Origin of the sequence: Maribacter taeanensis, from assembly GCF_047345145.1 — a bacterium.
Lineage (GTDB): Bacteria > Bacteroidota > Bacteroidia > Flavobacteriales > Flavobacteriaceae > Maribacter_C.
In genome coordinates, this window is record NZ_JBLFER010000002.1 from 901,833 (window position 1) to 920,242 (window position 18,410).

At 40.1% G+C, this 18,410-nt stretch carries 5 protein-coding genes; all 5 read right to left on the bottom strand.

Annotation, left to right across the window (positions count from 1 at the left end; genetic code table 11):
• Positions 1–3 precede the first annotated feature (3 nt).
• Positions 4–6,102, bottom strand: a complete 6,099-nt coding sequence (locus ACKWCD_RS09845; protein ID WP_413983775.1) for a DUF6443 domain-containing protein — start codon at positions 6,100–6,102, stop codon at positions 4–6.
• Between the two features lie 3 nt (positions 6,103–6,105).
• A complete protein-coding gene (locus ACKWCD_RS09850; RefSeq protein ID WP_413983776.1) occupies positions 6,106–10,257 on the bottom strand; it encodes a hypothetical protein in 4,152 nt (1,383 codons plus the stop codon).
• A 126-nt stretch (positions 10,258–10,383) separates the two neighbouring features.
• A complete protein-coding gene (locus ACKWCD_RS09855) occupies positions 10,384–11,514 on the bottom strand; it encodes a hypothetical protein (RefSeq protein WP_413983777.1) in 1,131 nt (376 codons plus the stop codon).
• A 551-nt stretch (positions 11,515–12,065) separates the two neighbouring features.
• Positions 12,066–12,803 carry a hypothetical protein gene (locus ACKWCD_RS09860; protein ID WP_413984129.1) on the bottom strand — a complete coding sequence of 246 codons (738 nt, stop codon included), beginning with the start codon at positions 12,801–12,803 and terminating at the stop codon, positions 12,066–12,068.
• Positions 12,751–18,399, bottom strand: coding sequence for a DUF6443 domain-containing protein (locus ACKWCD_RS09865; protein WP_413983778.1), 5,649 nt, complete (start codon positions 18,397–18,399; stop codon positions 12,751–12,753). The genes ACKWCD_RS09860 and ACKWCD_RS09865 overlap by 53 nt, the downstream gene beginning before the upstream one ends.
• Positions 18,400–18,410: the final 11 nt, after the last annotated feature.

The following is an 18,410-nucleotide window of genomic DNA, read 5'->3' on the forward strand; positions in this document are numbered from 1 at the left end:
TGATTATTTCTTATTGCCAAAGTTCTTGAATGGGATAATGGCTATTACACCTGTTTTGTCGTAAACATACACTTTTTGAGATTTCATTCCTAAAGTATACTCAGTTCCTTGAGCACCTTGTATATCTTTACTTGATGTCGGTTGTGTAAAACCTCTTGTTTTACCATCCGTATCCATAAATTGACCGCTTGGATGCGAATGAAAATCAAAACTTCCACCTGCTTCTATTTGGTCAAAGCCTGCCATCGGTAGAAGTACAGGTCCAGACGTTGTGCCTGTCACTTTACCATCGTCGCCTATATTACCGCTGAACTCTTTGAAATTACTAGAGTTCATGCTCTTCAAATTAGCTTCGGTCATTACACCTCCTTTGCCATCATCTTGGCTTACATGGTCTAACATTTCTTGTTGTGTATCTGCATTGGCAATCTGTACAGTATTGTCCATATGCTCCCCATCAACATTACCAGATTTAATTTGCTTTTCGGTATTTTTGGCAGCATCCTTCGATATTGGATTCGTATTCCCATCACGTGTTCCATTACTATAAAGCTGCTTGGTAGTTTTGGTAGTCTTGACAATAAAAGTCCTATCTGGTTGGTCATTTTCTACTCTAAAAATTTCCTTTCCATTTCTATCTAAATAAATATCGTCCAATGGAGACATTGGAGCCATACCATCAGGGTCTATAAAATATATTGGGTTATTGAAAGCAAAATTGTAAGGACTATGTCTGCGCATCTGTTCCGCCAATGGGTCAAGGTTCATCCAACGACCTATTGCTGGGTCGTAGTTCCTAGCCCCAAAATCGTAGGTGTCGATATTGAAAGTATTATCGAGCTCGTTACCGTTGTATTTCCACCTTTTAGCGGTACTGTTCCCATAAGGGCTTACGCTAGAGGTTGCACTTCGCATAAGGAGACCGAAGGGGTAATATGAATTGTCCTCTATAATCTCGTTTGCGGGGTCGATATTTCCATCGTTGTCGGCATCGGTATAAGATAGTCGAACCGAACCTAAATGGTCTACATAATTATAAACATAATCATATCCGCCTTGTCCGTCGGGTGTTACATACCCTTCGGGATGGCTGAAAAATTGTAGTTCGGAAATTCCTATACCACCTTCATAAATGAAGTTGCCAGCGTACAAAGTTTCCGTTCCCGTGCTGGAAGTCCTTTTGAGTTTCGCACCCGTAGCATCGTAAACGTACTTGATGTTCTGCGAACCGAAGTTCACTTGTTCGGGCAGGTTCAGATGATTGTAGGTTATGGAAGTAATACCTTTGTTATGGTCAATTTTAAGATTTCCGTTTATATCATATTCGAAGTCGTCGTTGGTGCTCGTACCATCTTTAAAACCATGTGCTTTATTTCCAGTATCGGCTACTTTCAACAGCTTGTTTCCGCTATCATAATCGTAATCGAGAACATCCATATCCGTAAATGTGGAACTTTCCTGATAACCATTTCTACTCAGCGATTGGATATTCCCGTTTTTATCGTAGGATACATTGCTTAGATTATAATGTCCCGTATTGTCGGTAGCGGCGATGATTCGGTTGAGGGGGTCATAGGTATACACGTAATTTCTGCTAGCAGGGTTGCCTGCCAAGGCATTGTTCTTAGAATTCCAGACGGTCTGTGAAATATTGCCATTAAATAATCTTCTGCTAGGATCGCCAACATCGTTATACTTGATGTCAAAAGCGAATAGATCATCACCCATGGCATTCGGATTATTTATTCTTTTTAGCCAACTCCTTACATTATAAGTGTAATCCACAGTCTGTAGGCCTACTGAATTCAATACATTGTTAGCATCCGCATCGCCTCCTACTTTCTTTTTCTCCAATTGCGCTAATTCATCATACGTATTTAAAACAATCAATTCAGTCTCACCAGATCCTCCGCCTGTAGCATTGGGGTCGATTCTTAAAACTACATTGGGTACAATAGTTGCGTTAGGTCTAACCACCATACTATTGGTAGCGACACGATCTGTATTAATATACCCTGATACGATTATATCGGCATCTATACCATTACCGCTAGTTCCTTCACAGTTATCACTCAAGGTCTGATCACCCACGCATTGGGTTTGTGCCAAGAGTCTGCCTACATGGTCATAGGTGAAATTATCGATGGTAACTATGGTCGTGTTATTTCTGGTATGTTCAGTACGGCTTACAAGGGTTCGGCCGACAAAATCGATTTTCATTTTGACCACATCTAAAGTATTTAGATAGTCATTTTTTGAAACAGAATAGATATTTCTTCCTTTATCATCGTACAGGGTTGCGGAGGTAATCCAACTACTAGTTTCTAATACTTTTACTTTACTACCAGTAGTTAAACCTTTAACATTATCTGAAATGTTTCTATCATAAATCTGCCCACTAGGAAGTGAAATTCCTGAGAGGTCGAAGCTGTAATCATCATAATGGTTTACAGTAAGTACCTCTAAGGTGCCTGTCGGGAAGGCGCTATTTTCGTACCCCACATCAATGCCTCCGTTAGAGAAGGTACCTTTTTTCACCCAAAGGGTGCCCGTAAAATCATCTATATCTGACTGCAGGCTAGTTCTTGAACTTCCGGCAATTGTAGTTTTACCAGTATAGGCCAAACGCCCAAAGGCATCGTACTTGGTAAAGAGCCATTCGTTCGAATCGCGCTGATTAGCATCTTGGGTCATGATGGGTTGGTCGAGCTTGTTGTAAATAATATATTCCTTTCCTTTTCCGGGTATTTTCTTTTCGATTAACCGGTTAAAGTAATCATAGCTATATTGATAAGCGAGTTCATCGAGATTGGCATTTATGGCATTTAAGGTAGCTGTGCTAGCTTCTAGTTTTGGGGGAAGTACATAAGTCAGGTTGCCTTTGGAATCATAGATATAATAGGTATCGTGACGCGCTTCAGTCTGACCGTCAATATCTGCATAAGTTCTTTTTAAGATTACGCGGCCTCGTTTATCCGAAAACTCTTCAGTGGTATGATTTTTAGTCGAGCCCTCATGGTTTTCATCTTTTGTGACCGTCTTGGAAAGTTCTCCCTGCCCATAGGATCCATTTTCGTTCAAAGTTGGGGCAAGGGTGGTATTAGCGGCATGAGTTACGGTAAACAGTCGAACCTCGTCTATGTCATTTGTCTCATACTCGAATTCTATCTCATGTCCATTGCCCATTTTCCAAGGATCACCTGGTGCCGCTTGCATAAGTACCCTATTCAAAGGAGACGACTCAAACTTTTTTTCGGAATAGGGATTTGAAGTGTTTTGGTACTTTTGAGTATCGTAGAAGGTCGAGGTTGCATCTTCGGCTAGTGGTCTAAATGTGCCAAGATTCGTATCGGTTTCTGGGTAGGGTAAAAATTCTTTTTCAGTCCGACCAAAACCATCATAACCAATGAATGTAATAATGTCATTTTTACTACCTGCTATTTCAGGGGTTTGGTCGATACCGATTTGTTGTATCGGTCTGCCTAAACCATCAAAATAGGTAATCTGCTGAATCAATTTTGAATCCTCCGTAAAGAACATATTGGCTATACTTCTTTCTTCTTCGTACGAACGCGAGTAGATATAATTTTCACCTGAAGTAGCCGTAGTTTCACAGCTGTTTGAAGGTGCAATGATACTTTGTGATTCTGAAGCTGTGGAAATGCACCCGTCAAAAGATGCAGTTACGGTGTAGTCGCCAGCTGGTGCAAATACGCTTGCTCCGGACATTTCAACACCCGCTGCAGGGGTAAACGTATAGGTGTGCGCCGCATTATAATTGGTAATTGTAAACCGACCTAATGCGGTTGCGCAAATGGGTTGTACCACATTGCCCAAGGTCGGTTGCGCCGCAAAAGAAGATTCGTTCAAAGTAACCAATGTGCTCGGCGAAATACAACCTTCACTGTTTTTTACACGTACCTCATAATTCCCCCCGGATAAATCTGATTTAACTGGGTCTGTTTGAAAATTTAAACCATTATCAAAACTATAGGTATTCCCACTTTCTATTGGAGTGGTAATCGTGATGCTGCCCGTGGGCGAAGAACAGTCAATGTCTAGTTTTGTTACGGTTGGAGCAGCTGGTGGCAAGGATGATGTGCCGACATCCACTTGTGTACTCAGAGAAGTGCAACCATCAGAATTTCGTACGTTGAGCGTATATATGCCAGCGATAAGATTATTCTTTGTAGGGCTGGTTTGATAGGTGTTTCCTCCGTCGAAACTATAAGTATTACCCGTAATTACCGGTGAAGTAATAGTTATTGAACCTATATTTCCGAGGCAGCTTGAGGGAGTTGTAGTGGCTACTGGCGCACTTGGAGCAGCTGGTCCTTCAGCAATGATTACCGTAGTTGCCCCTGAAATACAGCCATCAAATGTTCTAACCTTCAAATTATAGGAGCCGGGCGCGGCGTTTAAAAGTGTGGCATTGGTATCAAAGGTAGCACCGTCATTAAAACTATACCCATTGATTTGATTGGTCGGCCCCGTAATGGTAATTCTTCCAGTTGGTGCGGAACAGGTGGGCTGAATCAAGGTTGCGGTTGGATCCGCTGGAAGGCTAGGCGGATTTTGAACTACATAAGTTGCGGTAGTTGATTCGCAACCAGCTGAATTTCTGACGACCAGTACGTAATTACCTGGAGCAAGATCTGATTTTTCAGCACTTGTTTGAAAACTTGTTCCTCCGTCAAAGCTGAATTCATTTCCTGTTGCTACAGGAGAAGTAATGGTAATTGTACCCGTCGGTTCCGCGCAACTTGGCTGGCCTAAGTTGGCTGTAGGGGTAGACGGTGTACCTGGCGCATCTGAAATAATGACTTCGGTGCTGGGTGATGCGCAGCCTTCCGAATTCTTCACTCTAACATTATAGGTGCCAGCTGTGAGCTCGGTTTTAGTAGTGCTTGTCTGGTAATTCAATCCTCCGTCAAAACTATAGGTATTACCACCGCCAGTAGGTGATGTTATGGTAATACTACCGGTATTTGTGGTACAATTGGGGTCTGTTTTAGTTACAGTCGGTTCGTTTGGAGTGGCAGGAGGGTTTGCAATGGTTACCGTAGTTCCTTCTGAAATACAACCATCAAATGTTCTAACCTTCAAGGTATAGGTGCCCGGGGCGGCATTTGAAAGGGTAGCGTTCGTACTAAAAGTGCTGCCATTATTAAAACTGTATCCATTGATTTGATTGGTCGGCCCCGTAATGGTAATTCTTCCAGTTGGTGTGGAACAGGTGGGCTGGATCAAGGTTGCCGTAGGATTCGAAGGAGGACTAGGCGGGTTCTGAACTACATAGGTGTTGCTAGGTGATTTGCAACCAACTGAATTTCTAACGACCAAAACGTAAGTACCAGGAGCCAAGTTCGATTTTGTTCTACTGGTTTGAAAAGTTGTACCTCCATTAAAACTATAAGTATTGCCTGTAGTGATGGGTGAGCTTATTGTAATTGTACCCGTGGGTACAGCACAACTGGGCTGGCCAACATTTGCGACGGGTCTTGCGGGATCGCTAGGTAGATTAACGGCAACACCATTAGAGGCTGGCCCCCAAATATCGGTGGTTACATTTGCTCTACCTCTTAAATAGTAAGTAAGGTTAGCTGTAGGTTGGAACGATTGCAGTGCATTTGCTCTACTCGTACCACTCGTACTAGTTTGCCAATACCAGGTTACCCCACCAGGCGGATTTGCTCGTGAAAGGGTAACAGCACAATTTGCCACGGAACGACTTGGTGTACTTGGTTTTGAAGGAGTAGGGGTTGGGCTAACCGTAACTGTTTTACTATCAGAACCATTACTAAGAGATAGATTTACGGTAAATGTGCCTGTACTTAAAGCTCTAATTTGAACAGAAGTGCCACCGTTAGCGCCAATGATTTGAGCGCGTGAGGTGGGACTAACACTCCAGGTAATATCAGGGTCGCCAAATGGAATCGAAAACGACCTTTGTTGTCCAACATTCATCGAACTTGGCCCACTAATTGCTTGGGCTTTTGCTCCACTTAAAGAAAGAAGACAAAGACCAAAGGTTAGTAGTATGGTGTTTTTAGATAAATAGTGAAATATTTTCATGCTGGTATTGTATGCTGTTAATTTCATTTACTATTGGTCGGTTACTACTATCTCTGCTGTGCCATAAAAATCAACGCAAGTAGCTGGATCGCTCCAGAAATCGTACGTTGTGGGATAAGAAGTGGGTGTTAATACAATCGAACCTCCTGCAGCAATTCCATCGCCTGGTCCGGAAGTGACGTAAATTTTCACGCCACTGCCTTGGTTGCCAGCTGTACGATTGGTTTTATTAAATATTAGGATTGAACCGCTGTTGACAACAATACTGCCACTCATGCCAAAATCACAATCAGCAGTTGTATCACTATCATTTGTAAAGAAAGACGGCGGGTCGTTAGGTTCATTTTGGCAAATGTTAGGGTACCTGTGAAAATCTATGCTAGCAGCACCCTGACTGCCATCATCATTTATATAATTAAATGTAATGTCACCAGTATTATCCCAATCTCCGATTTCGGTATATGCAAAAGAAAACATTTGCACAGCCACATCGATATGCCAATTTGCGGGAATCACATAATAATCAACATATCTGTTACCCTCTTCGTCATACTTATATTTTGTAGGATAGCTTACTATTAAATTGTCATCATTAGAAGTTATATTGGTGAAGTATAAGGGTCCATTTCCAGTATTTTCTATGCGCACCATTTTGGTATCGGTACTTAGTAGTTGGGTTTGATCATTAGCATCTTGATAAGAGCCAATAACAAAGCAGTCATTAGGAATGTTTAGTTGGCTAAAGAAATCAATAGAAGTACCTGATAATGATATATTTAAATCTCCATTAATATCATCGGAGCTTACTGTTAGAGTGCCCGAATAGGTATTTTCTTGGAGAGGTGCGTTGAACGTAATCGGAACCTTAAAGCGATCATTGGGAGCTAGGTATACCTGATATCCAGGGGGCCAATAAAAACTTGTGGAAAAATAGGAAGAAGTAACAATATTGGTTATGGTAATACCATAATTGCTATTGTTGATGATTTCGACCTCCCTAGTATTTGAACCTAGTGGTTTGGTCTGTCCAAGATTTAGACTTTCAGAAACTAAACCTCCCACTTTGGTGTAACCACCTATTTGATAGTCATAATCAGTCAATAAGTTCTGATCAATGTCTCTAATCGATTTGAGTCGCTCATTTTCATCATACTCGAATTGCTGGGCTATTAATGAAGGATCAATCATCTTTTTTATACCTACCCAAGTATCCGCATCGTAGGTGGTTATTAATGCACTTTGAGTGAGAGCATGATTTCTAAGATCTTCCTCAAAACTAGCTCCGAGAGAACTGTTATATGCTATTAACAAATCATCATAGTCTATATTTTCGCCTTTGACGACCGGATAATTTGAAAACGGATCCCATATGTAAGATGTAATTTTTCCATTGGCTATGGTCTGCTGTAATAATTTGCCATTTTCATTGTATTTGTCAAATGAAATTACGGGTTCATATCCGCCGATGAAGGTAAAGCCATCAGCCGAAGGGGTATACGCAGCCTTGTCACCGTTATGCCTGTAAATTTGTTTGAGAACCACATTGTTGTGTTCTAGACCATATTCATAGGCAATTGCTGAAACAATAACTCCATCGATTTTGTTTATTTGTTCAATAGGGCTTGAAACCATATTATTATCATCTGCCATCCATTGATTCATGGATTTGCCATTAACCGTTGGACCACAGGTATCACAGTAATCTTTGATACGAAAGATTTCCGTTTCTATAAGTTCGCCATTGCTTCCCGTTGTAGTTATTGTTTTTTGTTGCCCAAAACCATCATACGAAAAAGAACTTGTGGCAGAGAGTGGTGAGGCCGAGCTGAAAAATGTAGTATTCGTTACTTGTGATGGGCGAACAAATGAAATAGGTAATTCATATGGGTGCAAAGCGTAATTTCCTACTAGACCAAGCAATTCTCCAGAGTAATAAACCCTATAAAGATTATAGCCTACAGCTTTGATATTTTCTAAAACTGTATTTTCAAACTGATCGACACTAGAGTTTTGCACTACAAAATCAAAATTATCTTTCTCCTCTTTTAGCTTCAATTGACCATTTATATTATCATAATTAGTCATTGAAACATAACTGTCTTCAATTTTAGTAGGTTGACTTTCGAAAGAATGAACGCTAGAGTAGGAGTCACCTGTTTTTGACCAAACCTTTTCTGTAACCTTATTATAACCTATTAAATTACCTTGTGCTAAACTTTTGCCAGGAAGGTTTTTGGATTTTTCGACAGTATAGGATACCGTACTAGGATCTGGATTTTCTGGGTTGTTATAGATGTTGCCTAAATGTACTAAGGGAACCATAAGTTCTCCTGATGATGTCGTAGCGAACTGGCTAGTATAGTCGTAGCTTTTTTTATACTCGATAACATCATTTTTATCGTAGGTCAGAATTTCTTTGATTCGAAGCCCCCCTACTTGCATGGCCCCAGGATCACCCTGTTCATTTATGGCTGCGGGTACATACCTTTTAGAATCGGTCGTTGCATTTGTCCATCCACTGCCATTTTGATTTCCCTCTACCTGAAATTCCTGAAGATCATAGGTGTATGTTGAATATCCACCTGTCGGATATCTAACTTGTTCTAATACTCCACCAAGGGCAAAGTTTAAATTAGGTTTTCTTTCCTGTGTGATGTAATAATGAAATCTATCAGGGTAATCGAGAGGACTAGATGTCGAAAAATCAAACAAAGGAAAAGGCATTGTAACAGGATTGAGCTTTTGATTTTCAAACTTACCGTTGTAGGCCCCTGTATGATCTTGTCCGAAGGTTATTTTCCAAGGGAGTCCTCCCTGTCCATTACTGTAGTTAAATTCATATTTTTGATCTTCTATGGTAATACCATCCAGCCTTGAACGTAAATACAAGTACTTATCAATTTCAGAACCGTAGATTTGGTAATGTTGGTTAAAGTACGATTGCCTAAAAGTAATTTGTTTATCTAAAATTGAATTGGTTTCCAAGCCTTGTACCGTAATTCTTTTGTAGCGTTTCAGGAATGGCAAGTTTTGTCTTAGATATGCCAAGGTTTGCTGATTTCCATTAGAGAATTGAGGAAAAAAACCAGCTAAGGAAAAAAGGTCAAAACGCCCTATGTCATTCCGGTTTTCCATTTCAAAGTCTATTTGTAATTCATTGTTCAAAACAATTTGTTCTAGATAAATATGTTCAGTTACCTGTCTACTAAATCCTTTGTCGTGAGGATTGGAACCTGGACTTTCTAACTCACTAAAACTAGGCATGCCTATGGAGATATAATTGCTTAATTCTGTATCAGTATTAATGTTATAAGTAAAGTCTATTGTTTTCCCATTTGGGCTCTCTATGCGATCTAAGTACCAGGCAGTAATATCTCTAAGGTGGGCTTTTTGGACTTCAAAACGATTGATTCCTTCGGCTGCCCTGAACGTGCAAATTTGATCAACGATATCAGGAAAGGGTATTTGGGCGAAGGAGCCAGAAAAACTGGTTGTAAATTCCTTTACGTTAAAATAACCAACAAATCCATCAGGCGTGGTTACTGTAAAATAACTATTTTGAATGTTAGTAGTATTTTCAAAAAAATTGATTTTAACAGGGTCAATGCTTAATTTTTTTACATGGACTTTGTCGTTGTTTCCTGAGTCATCTATTCTTCTGGTCAAAGTAAAAGAACCTGAATACCCGAAAAAACTATAGCTAAAAATATCAGGTTCAAAGTCATAAAATTGGCGAACCATATTTTGTTGATGTATTAATCTTTCAGACGGTAATAGATCTCCCCAGTTTAAAACTTTGTTGTAGAAATCCAAAGTTTCATTTAGATAGCCTTTTCTGTTATTTCCATCCCCGAAATCATCGGTACCCTTTATTGTTCTGGAAATCACACCGGTTGCATTTAAAGACCAACCCAAACCCGCTTCTGTGGCTTCTTGATTTACCTTAACACCAGAAGCATGGTAAGACAGGCTGAGCGGCAAATTAAATCCATCAAAATTTATAGTGTACAAAGGAATATTAACACTGGCAGTACCAGTATACAGATTTGGTAGTTGTGCGTCATAGCGTGTCATCTCATAAGCTGCTGGGCTCGGAAGGTTTACATCATTAAAATAACTTTCCGGAGATTGGGAAAATGCGCAGGTGGTGAAAACCACTATTAATTTGCAAAGATTTTTCATTGCTGTCCTATGGAATTTATAAGGTTCTAAAATTATGATAATTCAGTAAGGTTAATTCCTTTACTATTACTGGCATGATATTCCTTTAGAATTCAAAATTTACTTTTTTCAATTCCAAAGGTTTTTTTATTGATGTTTTTTCTGAATTTTCTTAAGCTGTTTTTTGATGATAACATTATCTTTCTGTAGGTTTTTATTCTCTTGTTTCAGCTGTAACATATATAAAGTCAATTCTTCGATTTTCTCGAGCAGTTTCATTTCCATGGTACCTAGTTCGACACCTTCTGTTTCCATTTTCAAAGCAGAAGGAATATTAGGTAAATGCCCGTGTTTGTCGATGTAGTTTTGGACCTCTTCGAGTGTTTTTAATTCATAATCTGATTTAAAGACATAGTCAGGTGCTGGTACAGAAAGGTCTACCCGTACTTCTTCGGCATGAATCTTTCCTTTTACAGTTAGCGCCTCATCAGGGCTTGTGGTTTTGATGCCCACGTTTCCAGCGATATAGTTGATATCATTACCAGAAGTTTCCCAAACGGTATCTCCCCCTCCAGGGGTAGTACCTGGATTCAACATTTGAGGAATGGTGGGTTCCTGTCCGTTTTCTTCGTATACAGTTGGGTTCCAGTAAAACTGTCGATCATTCGTATTGGTATCATAGAATAAATATGCTCTATGTTTTAACCTTGCAGCACCATTTGAGAATTTAAAATCACGTATACCGTTTACTACTTTTACCCCACTTACAGGGTCATAAACCCCTCCTCGAACAGTTTGACCCGTATGACCACTGTTATTGATATAGCCTATTAATAGATACCACTTGTCTAATACGGGTAGATCGCCGTACCAGAAATACGCATTTGAGCGAGGAGCACCATCTAAATCTAAGGTTGCATTTACATTAGCACCATCACGGGTATAGAGTCCGAAATAGGTTCTACCATCAGATGAGTTTGTTTTTTTTATCCAAACAGAGAAACGGTAGTTTTTAGTGTGGTCGATGTTGTACCAACTTCCATTCCATCCACCATCTCCGTTATTGGCTGCGTCGGGTACTGCTTTCCATAGTACTGCATTATCACCATGGGGGTTGACTCCGATTTCACGAACATTTTCAGCATCGGTGCCTAATCTTGAAAAGCCAGGTGCGGAACCAGTACCCACAGACCAGGTAGATGGGTCGATGATATTGTTCTGAGAATAGCCCATAAGGCTTGAGATAAAAAGAAGTTGAACTAAGAGTAATTTTTTCATGAGTAAAGGTTTATAGTATTTTTGAAAGCTTTTTTAGTTGTGTAGGCTATTCTTGATTCAAGAATAGCGTTAATTTATTTTTAGAAGTTCTGTATTTGTAAAAAGTTGAAGATTTAGGACAATTTTTTTGTTATTGTATCTATTGGTAAAAAGTTTGAAATTGTAGTGCTGTAGATGGTCTCTTTCACCGAAGAGATTTGAGGTAGAGCGGGGGTTAAAAATTAAATGTGCCAAAGGTATTGGTTGGTGTTTTGGTTGCGTTCGTTGCAGAAAAAAGGGACTTTCTCGAACGAGTAATGAAGATATAAAATATTTACATCTAGGAAAAGAAATAGATGTGATTATTTGTAAAGGGATTACAAATGCAGTAAGAAGTGTTTTGTAAGGAGCTCTTAAACTATAATACTCCTAGAAATTAGCGACGTGGTAGCTTTTCATGTGCTGAGAACTACAGCTTTGTAATTGTTGTTTTTAAACATTTCATGTTGTTATTGTTCACTCAATTCGACGCGAAGTTACAAACTTCGTGTAGCTAGACTTCGCAGAGCGGGTTATGATTCTGATACTTGGTCAATTTCCTCTATTTCGAAACACTTCCCCTTGGCAATATTCTTTTCAATTTCTTCTAATAAATAGATTGACAAATTAGGGCGACTTTCCACCGCCTTGTCCTCGAAGATTTGAATCATATAAACACCTTCCTCCCATTCTCCTGATTCATTAATTTCCCTATCTACCCAAATCACAATATTTCCAAATGAATTTAGACATTTTCCGAAAAATGTACTAGACTCATATACAAGGGTATTATCATCATAGGAGAATACCTTTCCTGGATGGTCAAACCTGTCATTATAGTTAACATTATTTTTATTACTGAGCTTCTCCGGATATGCCGGTAATAAATAAATTGAGGTGTTTTCGTCACATTTCTCGCAAGATTTGCCAGATACTAAGTACCAAGTGTTATTTGGTAAAACTATCTTTCCGATAAGCCTTTTATTGAAAATCCCAAGTGTGTCAACAATATTTAAAGTTGTGTCTATAGTTTTATTGGTATAAATGTTTTTATTTGAAATTGTATCTCCGTGTTGTGAATGTGTTTTTTCGTTAATATTTAGGTCACTTTTTTTGTTTTGCGAAACTTCCGTTTCGGAACTTTCCTTTACTACCTTGCCATAACCGCAAGAACTCAATAAAAAAATGGTGATAATTAATTTGAATATCATTTTCAAATTATTGAATTTTTCTGTTTGATTTCCAACCTGCATAAGTATTCCTTTTTCCATTATGACCCGTATACCTTAATCTTGTTGTTCCACTTCTTTTCCTGGGCTTGTTATCAACATGAACATGAGGCCCTAACTTCTGATCATTTGTTACCGTAGTAGTTATGGTATTTTGACTTATTCCATTCTCTGTTACCTTAATGCCATGAGTGTCAACTTCATCGGTATGAGTTCCAAAACCACTTGTATCACCTCTTTCTGGATAGTAAATTACGGTGGAGAACAAACCAGAGTCAGCTGCTGTAATAGCTGCGTCTTTTTGCGAAAGCCCAGAAATATTTATGTCAGCAGCATCTCCTGCAATATGTCTACTGCCAGTTGAACCCCCAACTCTTCTATTTTTTTTAGTGCTTCTATCTCCGCTATTTACACTTACAACGGCATTTTCTGCACCATCAACATTATTTCTTGTATAAATAGCAAGTCCAACAAGTTCGGTTTTCGTTTCCTCAGAACTAATGGTCTTTCCATTTGTATCCACCAAATCTGATTCTACTCCTAGATCTGTGGTTTTCACATTTAAACTTGCGGTGCCATCTTCATTTGTAGTAACTGATGATTCAACTTGATAAACTTTATCATCATCAACACCATCTTCGTATTGCAAATTCCCGTCTTTATCAAAGTATTTACCGAACATGCCATCGGGGTCAACATAAATAATTGGATTATCCCAAGTATAATTATATGGGCTGAACCTTCTCATCTGTTCTGCCAATGGATCAAGGTTCATCCATCTACCCAAACTTGGATTATAGTTCCTTGCTCCAAAATCTAGCCAATCCAAAGAACTTGCATTTATATTATCTTCCTGTTCCTCTTTACTCCCAAAACCATATTTATGATTCCTTCCATTCTGACCTGAGTTGTAGCCTTTATGTTTAAGCCCAAAAGGATAATAGTTGTTCTCTTCTTGTATCTCTAGGTTCATGTTCGATGCCGTACCAACATTTTTGAAGGACAGTCGAATATTGCCAATGTGATCCTTACATTGATAAATATAAATATAACTTCCGTTATTGGGTTCTACGTATCCTTCAGGATGGTTGAAAAACTTTAATTGCACCCCAGAACCACTGTCCTCGTAAATATAATTGCCCGCATAATCGGTTACTGAACCTGTACTTAAGGTTTTTTTCTGTTTTACTCCTGTGGCATCGTAAACATAGGCGATGGTTCCTCCCGAGATACTTACCTGTTCGGGTAGGTTCAGATGATTGTAGGTAATCCCTTGGGCCGGTATTCCTTTATTCAAGTCTTGGATCATGTTGCCATTGGCATCATAATCATAATCATTGCCAATCTTGTTACCATCCTTAAACCCTTGGTCGGCCAAGACTCCAGTCTGCGCATCGGTAACCGATAATAGTTTGTTGCCAGGTCCGTAAGCATAGTCTAAGTTATCGATTATGCCATAAGCGGTCGATGTGGGCGATACACCATCGTTTCCAGTACGGTTCAGGCCGTCGATGTTGCCGTTTTTGTCGTAGGTGATTCCCGAAAGGCTATAATTACCCAGATTATCCGTTGCCGTTTCGATACGGTTGAGTGCATCATAAGTATAGTCATAGGTTCTGATACTGGTATCGTTATTCAGGGTTTTCCATTGCGTCAGGGCTATATTGCCGTTGAACAATGGGTTTGCACCTTCATTATAACCGATCCTGAAATTGAACAGGTCATCGCCAGGGTTATTGACATCGTTGATGGCAGTGAGCCAGTTACGAACATTATAATCATAATTTACTGTTTGTAAGCCTACCGAATTCAGAACATCAGTCGCATCGGCATCACCTCCCACTTTCTTGTTGTCCAATCGGCCTAGTTCGTCATAGGAATTGAGGGCGATTAATTCAGCTTCACCAGAGTCACCACCTGTAGCATTGGGGTCGATTCGCAAAACTACATTGGGTACAATAGTTGCGTTAGGCCTAACCACCATACTATTGGTAGCGATACGATCTGTATTAATGTACCCTGAGACGATTATGTCAGCATCTATACCATTACCACCAGCTTCACAAGAATCACTCAAGGTCTGATCACCCACGCATTGGGTTTGTGCCAAGAGCCTGCCTACATGGTCATATATAAAATTATCGATGGTGACTACAGTATCTCCGTTACGGGTATGTTCGGTGCGGCTCTTGAGGGTTCGGCCGACAAAATCGATTCTCATCCGGGTCACGTCCAGGGTACCCAGATAATCGTTTTTGGAAACCGCGTATATCGGCCTCCCCTTATCTTCGTATTGGGTAACTGAAGTAATCCAGTCATTGGTTTCCAGTACCTTGACCTTGCTACCAGTTGCTAGTCCTCTCACATTGGTGCTAACAGCCCTGTTAAAGATATTGCCAACTATCAAATCGATGCCATTTCGGTCAAAGTTGTAGTCGTCATAATAGTTGATCGTTAATATCTCTGTTAATGAACCAATTGGGTAGGCGCCATTGTTGTAGTAAATGTCCGTTCCACCAAAATTGTCCAATCCTCCTTTAACGACCCATAGGTCCCCAGTCAAGTCGTCGACCACTGTTTGAATAGCTTCCCTTGAACTACTATCGACGGCTTTACCTGTATAGGCGACCCGACCGAAGGCATCGTATTTGGTAAAGAGCCATTCACCGTCAAGACGTTGATTGGCATCTTGGGTCATAATGGGTTGGTCGAGCTTGTTGTAAATAATATATTCCTTTCCTTTTCCGGGAATCCTTTTCTCAACCATTCTGTTGCGATGGTCGTAAACATATTGATAGGCCAATTCTATCAAATTTGTATTGATTTCCGCCAAAGTGGCCGAGGAGGCATTCATTTTTGGCGATAATACGAAGGAGAGGTTTCCAAAATTATCATAAACATATTGGGTATCATACGGCTGATTATTTGCATATGTTCTTTTTAAGATTACCTGACCCGACTTATTAGTGTATTCTTCAGTAGTATGATTTTTACCTGAACTGTGGTTCTCGTCTTTTGTAACGGATTTATACAATTCGCCAGCTGAGTAGAATTCAATAGGATTATTTTGTTCATCTTTTTCAAAATCTAAAGTTGGCGAATAGGTGTTTTGTGAAAGTATGGTGGTGACAATAAACCTGCGAACATTGTCTAAAGCTGAATTAGTTGGATTTTGGGAATCATGCGTATTGCCTAAATATTCAAACTCGATTTCATGCCCTGCATCCATGGCCCAATCTGCTCCTGGAGCCGCCTGTCTTAAAACTCGATTCAAGGCAGATTTATCGAATTTTTTCTCTGAATACGGATTTAAGGTGTTTTGATATTTCAAGACATCGTAATGGTCTTCTGTCAATGTAAGAGCATCTGAACGATAACTACCCTGTGTATCCGTGTCGGTTGTTGCATAGGGTAGGTATTCTTTTACCATTCGCCCAAAACCATCATACTCCATGTGAGTTATTATGTCATTGTTGTTTGGAGTTTGATCAATTCCAATTTGTTGAATCGGTCTTCCAAGACCATCGAAATAAGTGACTTCTTGTATGACCGCGTTGGACGCTGTAAACGAATTGAAATTCAGGTTTTGATTAGTGCCTTCCGCTAACATTTCGGCAGCACTTTTTTGGTAGTTTCTGGAGTAAACGTAGTTGCTTCCGGTAATTTGTAAAGTGAAATTTCCAGGTTGTGGAAAACAAGGGTCTGCAATACCCGAACAATAATTGGTAGGATCATTAACGGTCGGACATAGGTCGTCGTTGTTGTCTATATAATCGCCCACGGGTTGATCGCATTGTTCTATTGGGGTACTGTTGGGGTCGCCTAAACCATCCATATCAAAATCTTCATACCATCTGGTAAGTATAATTTCCGGATCGTCATCATCGCAGTCGTCAGAGCCTATTATTTGGTCTCCAGTAACATAAAGAACTGGGTCAGGATTTGTACAACCTTGCATTTCACCTGCGGAATAACCATCCCGATCTTTGTCGAGATAGAAAGTTATTTGAGCACTTACATTGACTGTAAAAGTATTTTCATTTGTCTCACATGTATTATCGGCTTGAGCCGTGATGATTGCCTGGCCACTAAAATTTTCATCCCATTGTACTTCACCTGTGCTATTATCGATTGTTGTCGTATACAGAGGAGAGGTTGAAGTGATTGACCAAGAGAACGTAACCGAAGGGAAAACATTTGCATTGGTTAGAGTGGCATCATAATCTGTTGGTCCATCACCCATGCATAAAGTTGCCTGTCCCGTTACCGAAACATTGCCAATATTAGGTAAGACGACTAAGGTAATAGTTTTGGTTGTCTGAATCCCACAGGCATCTTCACCTGTTACCGAATATGTAGTTGATGTTCCCGCTGGAGGGTTTACCTCTTTAACAATGCCTCCTTCTAAATCGGTGTTTGAACTGTCATTTCTCCATTGAGGGTTCATCATGTCTTGAACAACAAGGTTCACTGATTCTCCAGGGCAAATATTGGTTGGACCAGGGTTAGCTGTAACAGTTGGTTCAATGGCGGTCTTTGTTGTAATGGTAACTTCATTGGCCATATCAACAAGGCTGCAACCTGTGGCCTCAACTTTATAAGTTCCAATTCCGATGCCGGTCCAAACAATTTCCAAACCGTTATTACTTGTTCTCGGTGACCCACTTTCAGTTCCATCCTTAAACAATTGATACGACACGTTTGGTTGTGCTTGTAATAATGTGATACTTGCTGAGTTATCACCGACGCATAGTTCTGAAACGCTTCCTTCTAAATTATAGGGTATGGGAGCAGGACTTACATCGATAGTGATAGGTGTTTTTGGGCTTTCACACCCGTTGACCGTTGCCGAGACTTTAAAAGTTGTATTACTACTTAGATTTCCGGTACCATAGGTTGCACCTTGGAAACCTAAATAGTTGTCGTTTGCATCATACCATCGATAGGTAGCGCCACTGACATTAGATGCTGTAATTGAAGTTCCTTGACCAGCACATACCGAAGAATCAAGAGCGCTCACATTTGGGACTGGGGTAATTTTATTGATGGTGGCTGTTACGGAACCTGTACCGGAGCTCCATTGGTTGGTCGAGGTGTTTCTAGCTCTCACGTAGTAGGTATAACTACCCGTGTTAGGAACGGTGGCATTATATGTGCTTCCGAACCCTAGATTTGTGACAAACCCATTCGGATTTGTGCCTTGCCAATACCAACGGACATTTGTTGGTGGGGTACCGTTTCTACTCAGTTGTACCGTTCCGCATCCTCTGCTGGCAATAGTTGGATTATTAGGATTCGGCGGCGGCGGATAGCTCGCGGTGACATCAAAAGCTGTTATCTGGATCCCATTCACCGTTGCTTCCAGTGCGGCTTGTACCACAGGCGAGTTGAAGGTAATTGCGGCCATATTGGTATTGAAAGGCGTAATAGTGGCTATGCCGCTCGGTACGGTACTCCAGGATACGGAATTAATTGAGGTGCCTGTAGTTTGTATAAAAAACACACTGGATTGCCCAACAGTTACATTATGCGAACCTTGTATGCTAAATTGACCTTTTAGCGACATACTTGAACCCAATATCAGGAGCAGTACTAAGAAATTCCATTTGTTGGAAATTAAATTATATAGTTGAGACATGGTTTTTTGCT

Coding starts and splice junctions, on each gene's coding strand:
- ACKWCD_RS09845 (WP_413983775.1), bottom strand. CDS start 6,102: ATGAAATTAACAGCATACAATACCAGCATGAAAATATTTCACTATTTA.
- ACKWCD_RS09850 (WP_413983776.1), bottom strand. CDS start 10,257: ATGAAAAATCTTTGCAAATTAATAGTGGTTTTCACCACCTGCGCATTT.
- ACKWCD_RS09855 (WP_413983777.1), bottom strand. CDS start 11,514: ATGAAAAAATTACTCTTAGTTCAACTTCTTTTTATCTCAAGCCTTATG.
- ACKWCD_RS09860 (WP_413984129.1), bottom strand. CDS start 12,803: ATGGAAAAAGGAATACTTATGCAGGTTGGAAATCAAACAGAAAAATTC.
- ACKWCD_RS09865 (WP_413983778.1), bottom strand. CDS start 18,399: ATGTCTCAACTATATAATTTAATTTCCAACAAATGGAATTTCTTAGTA.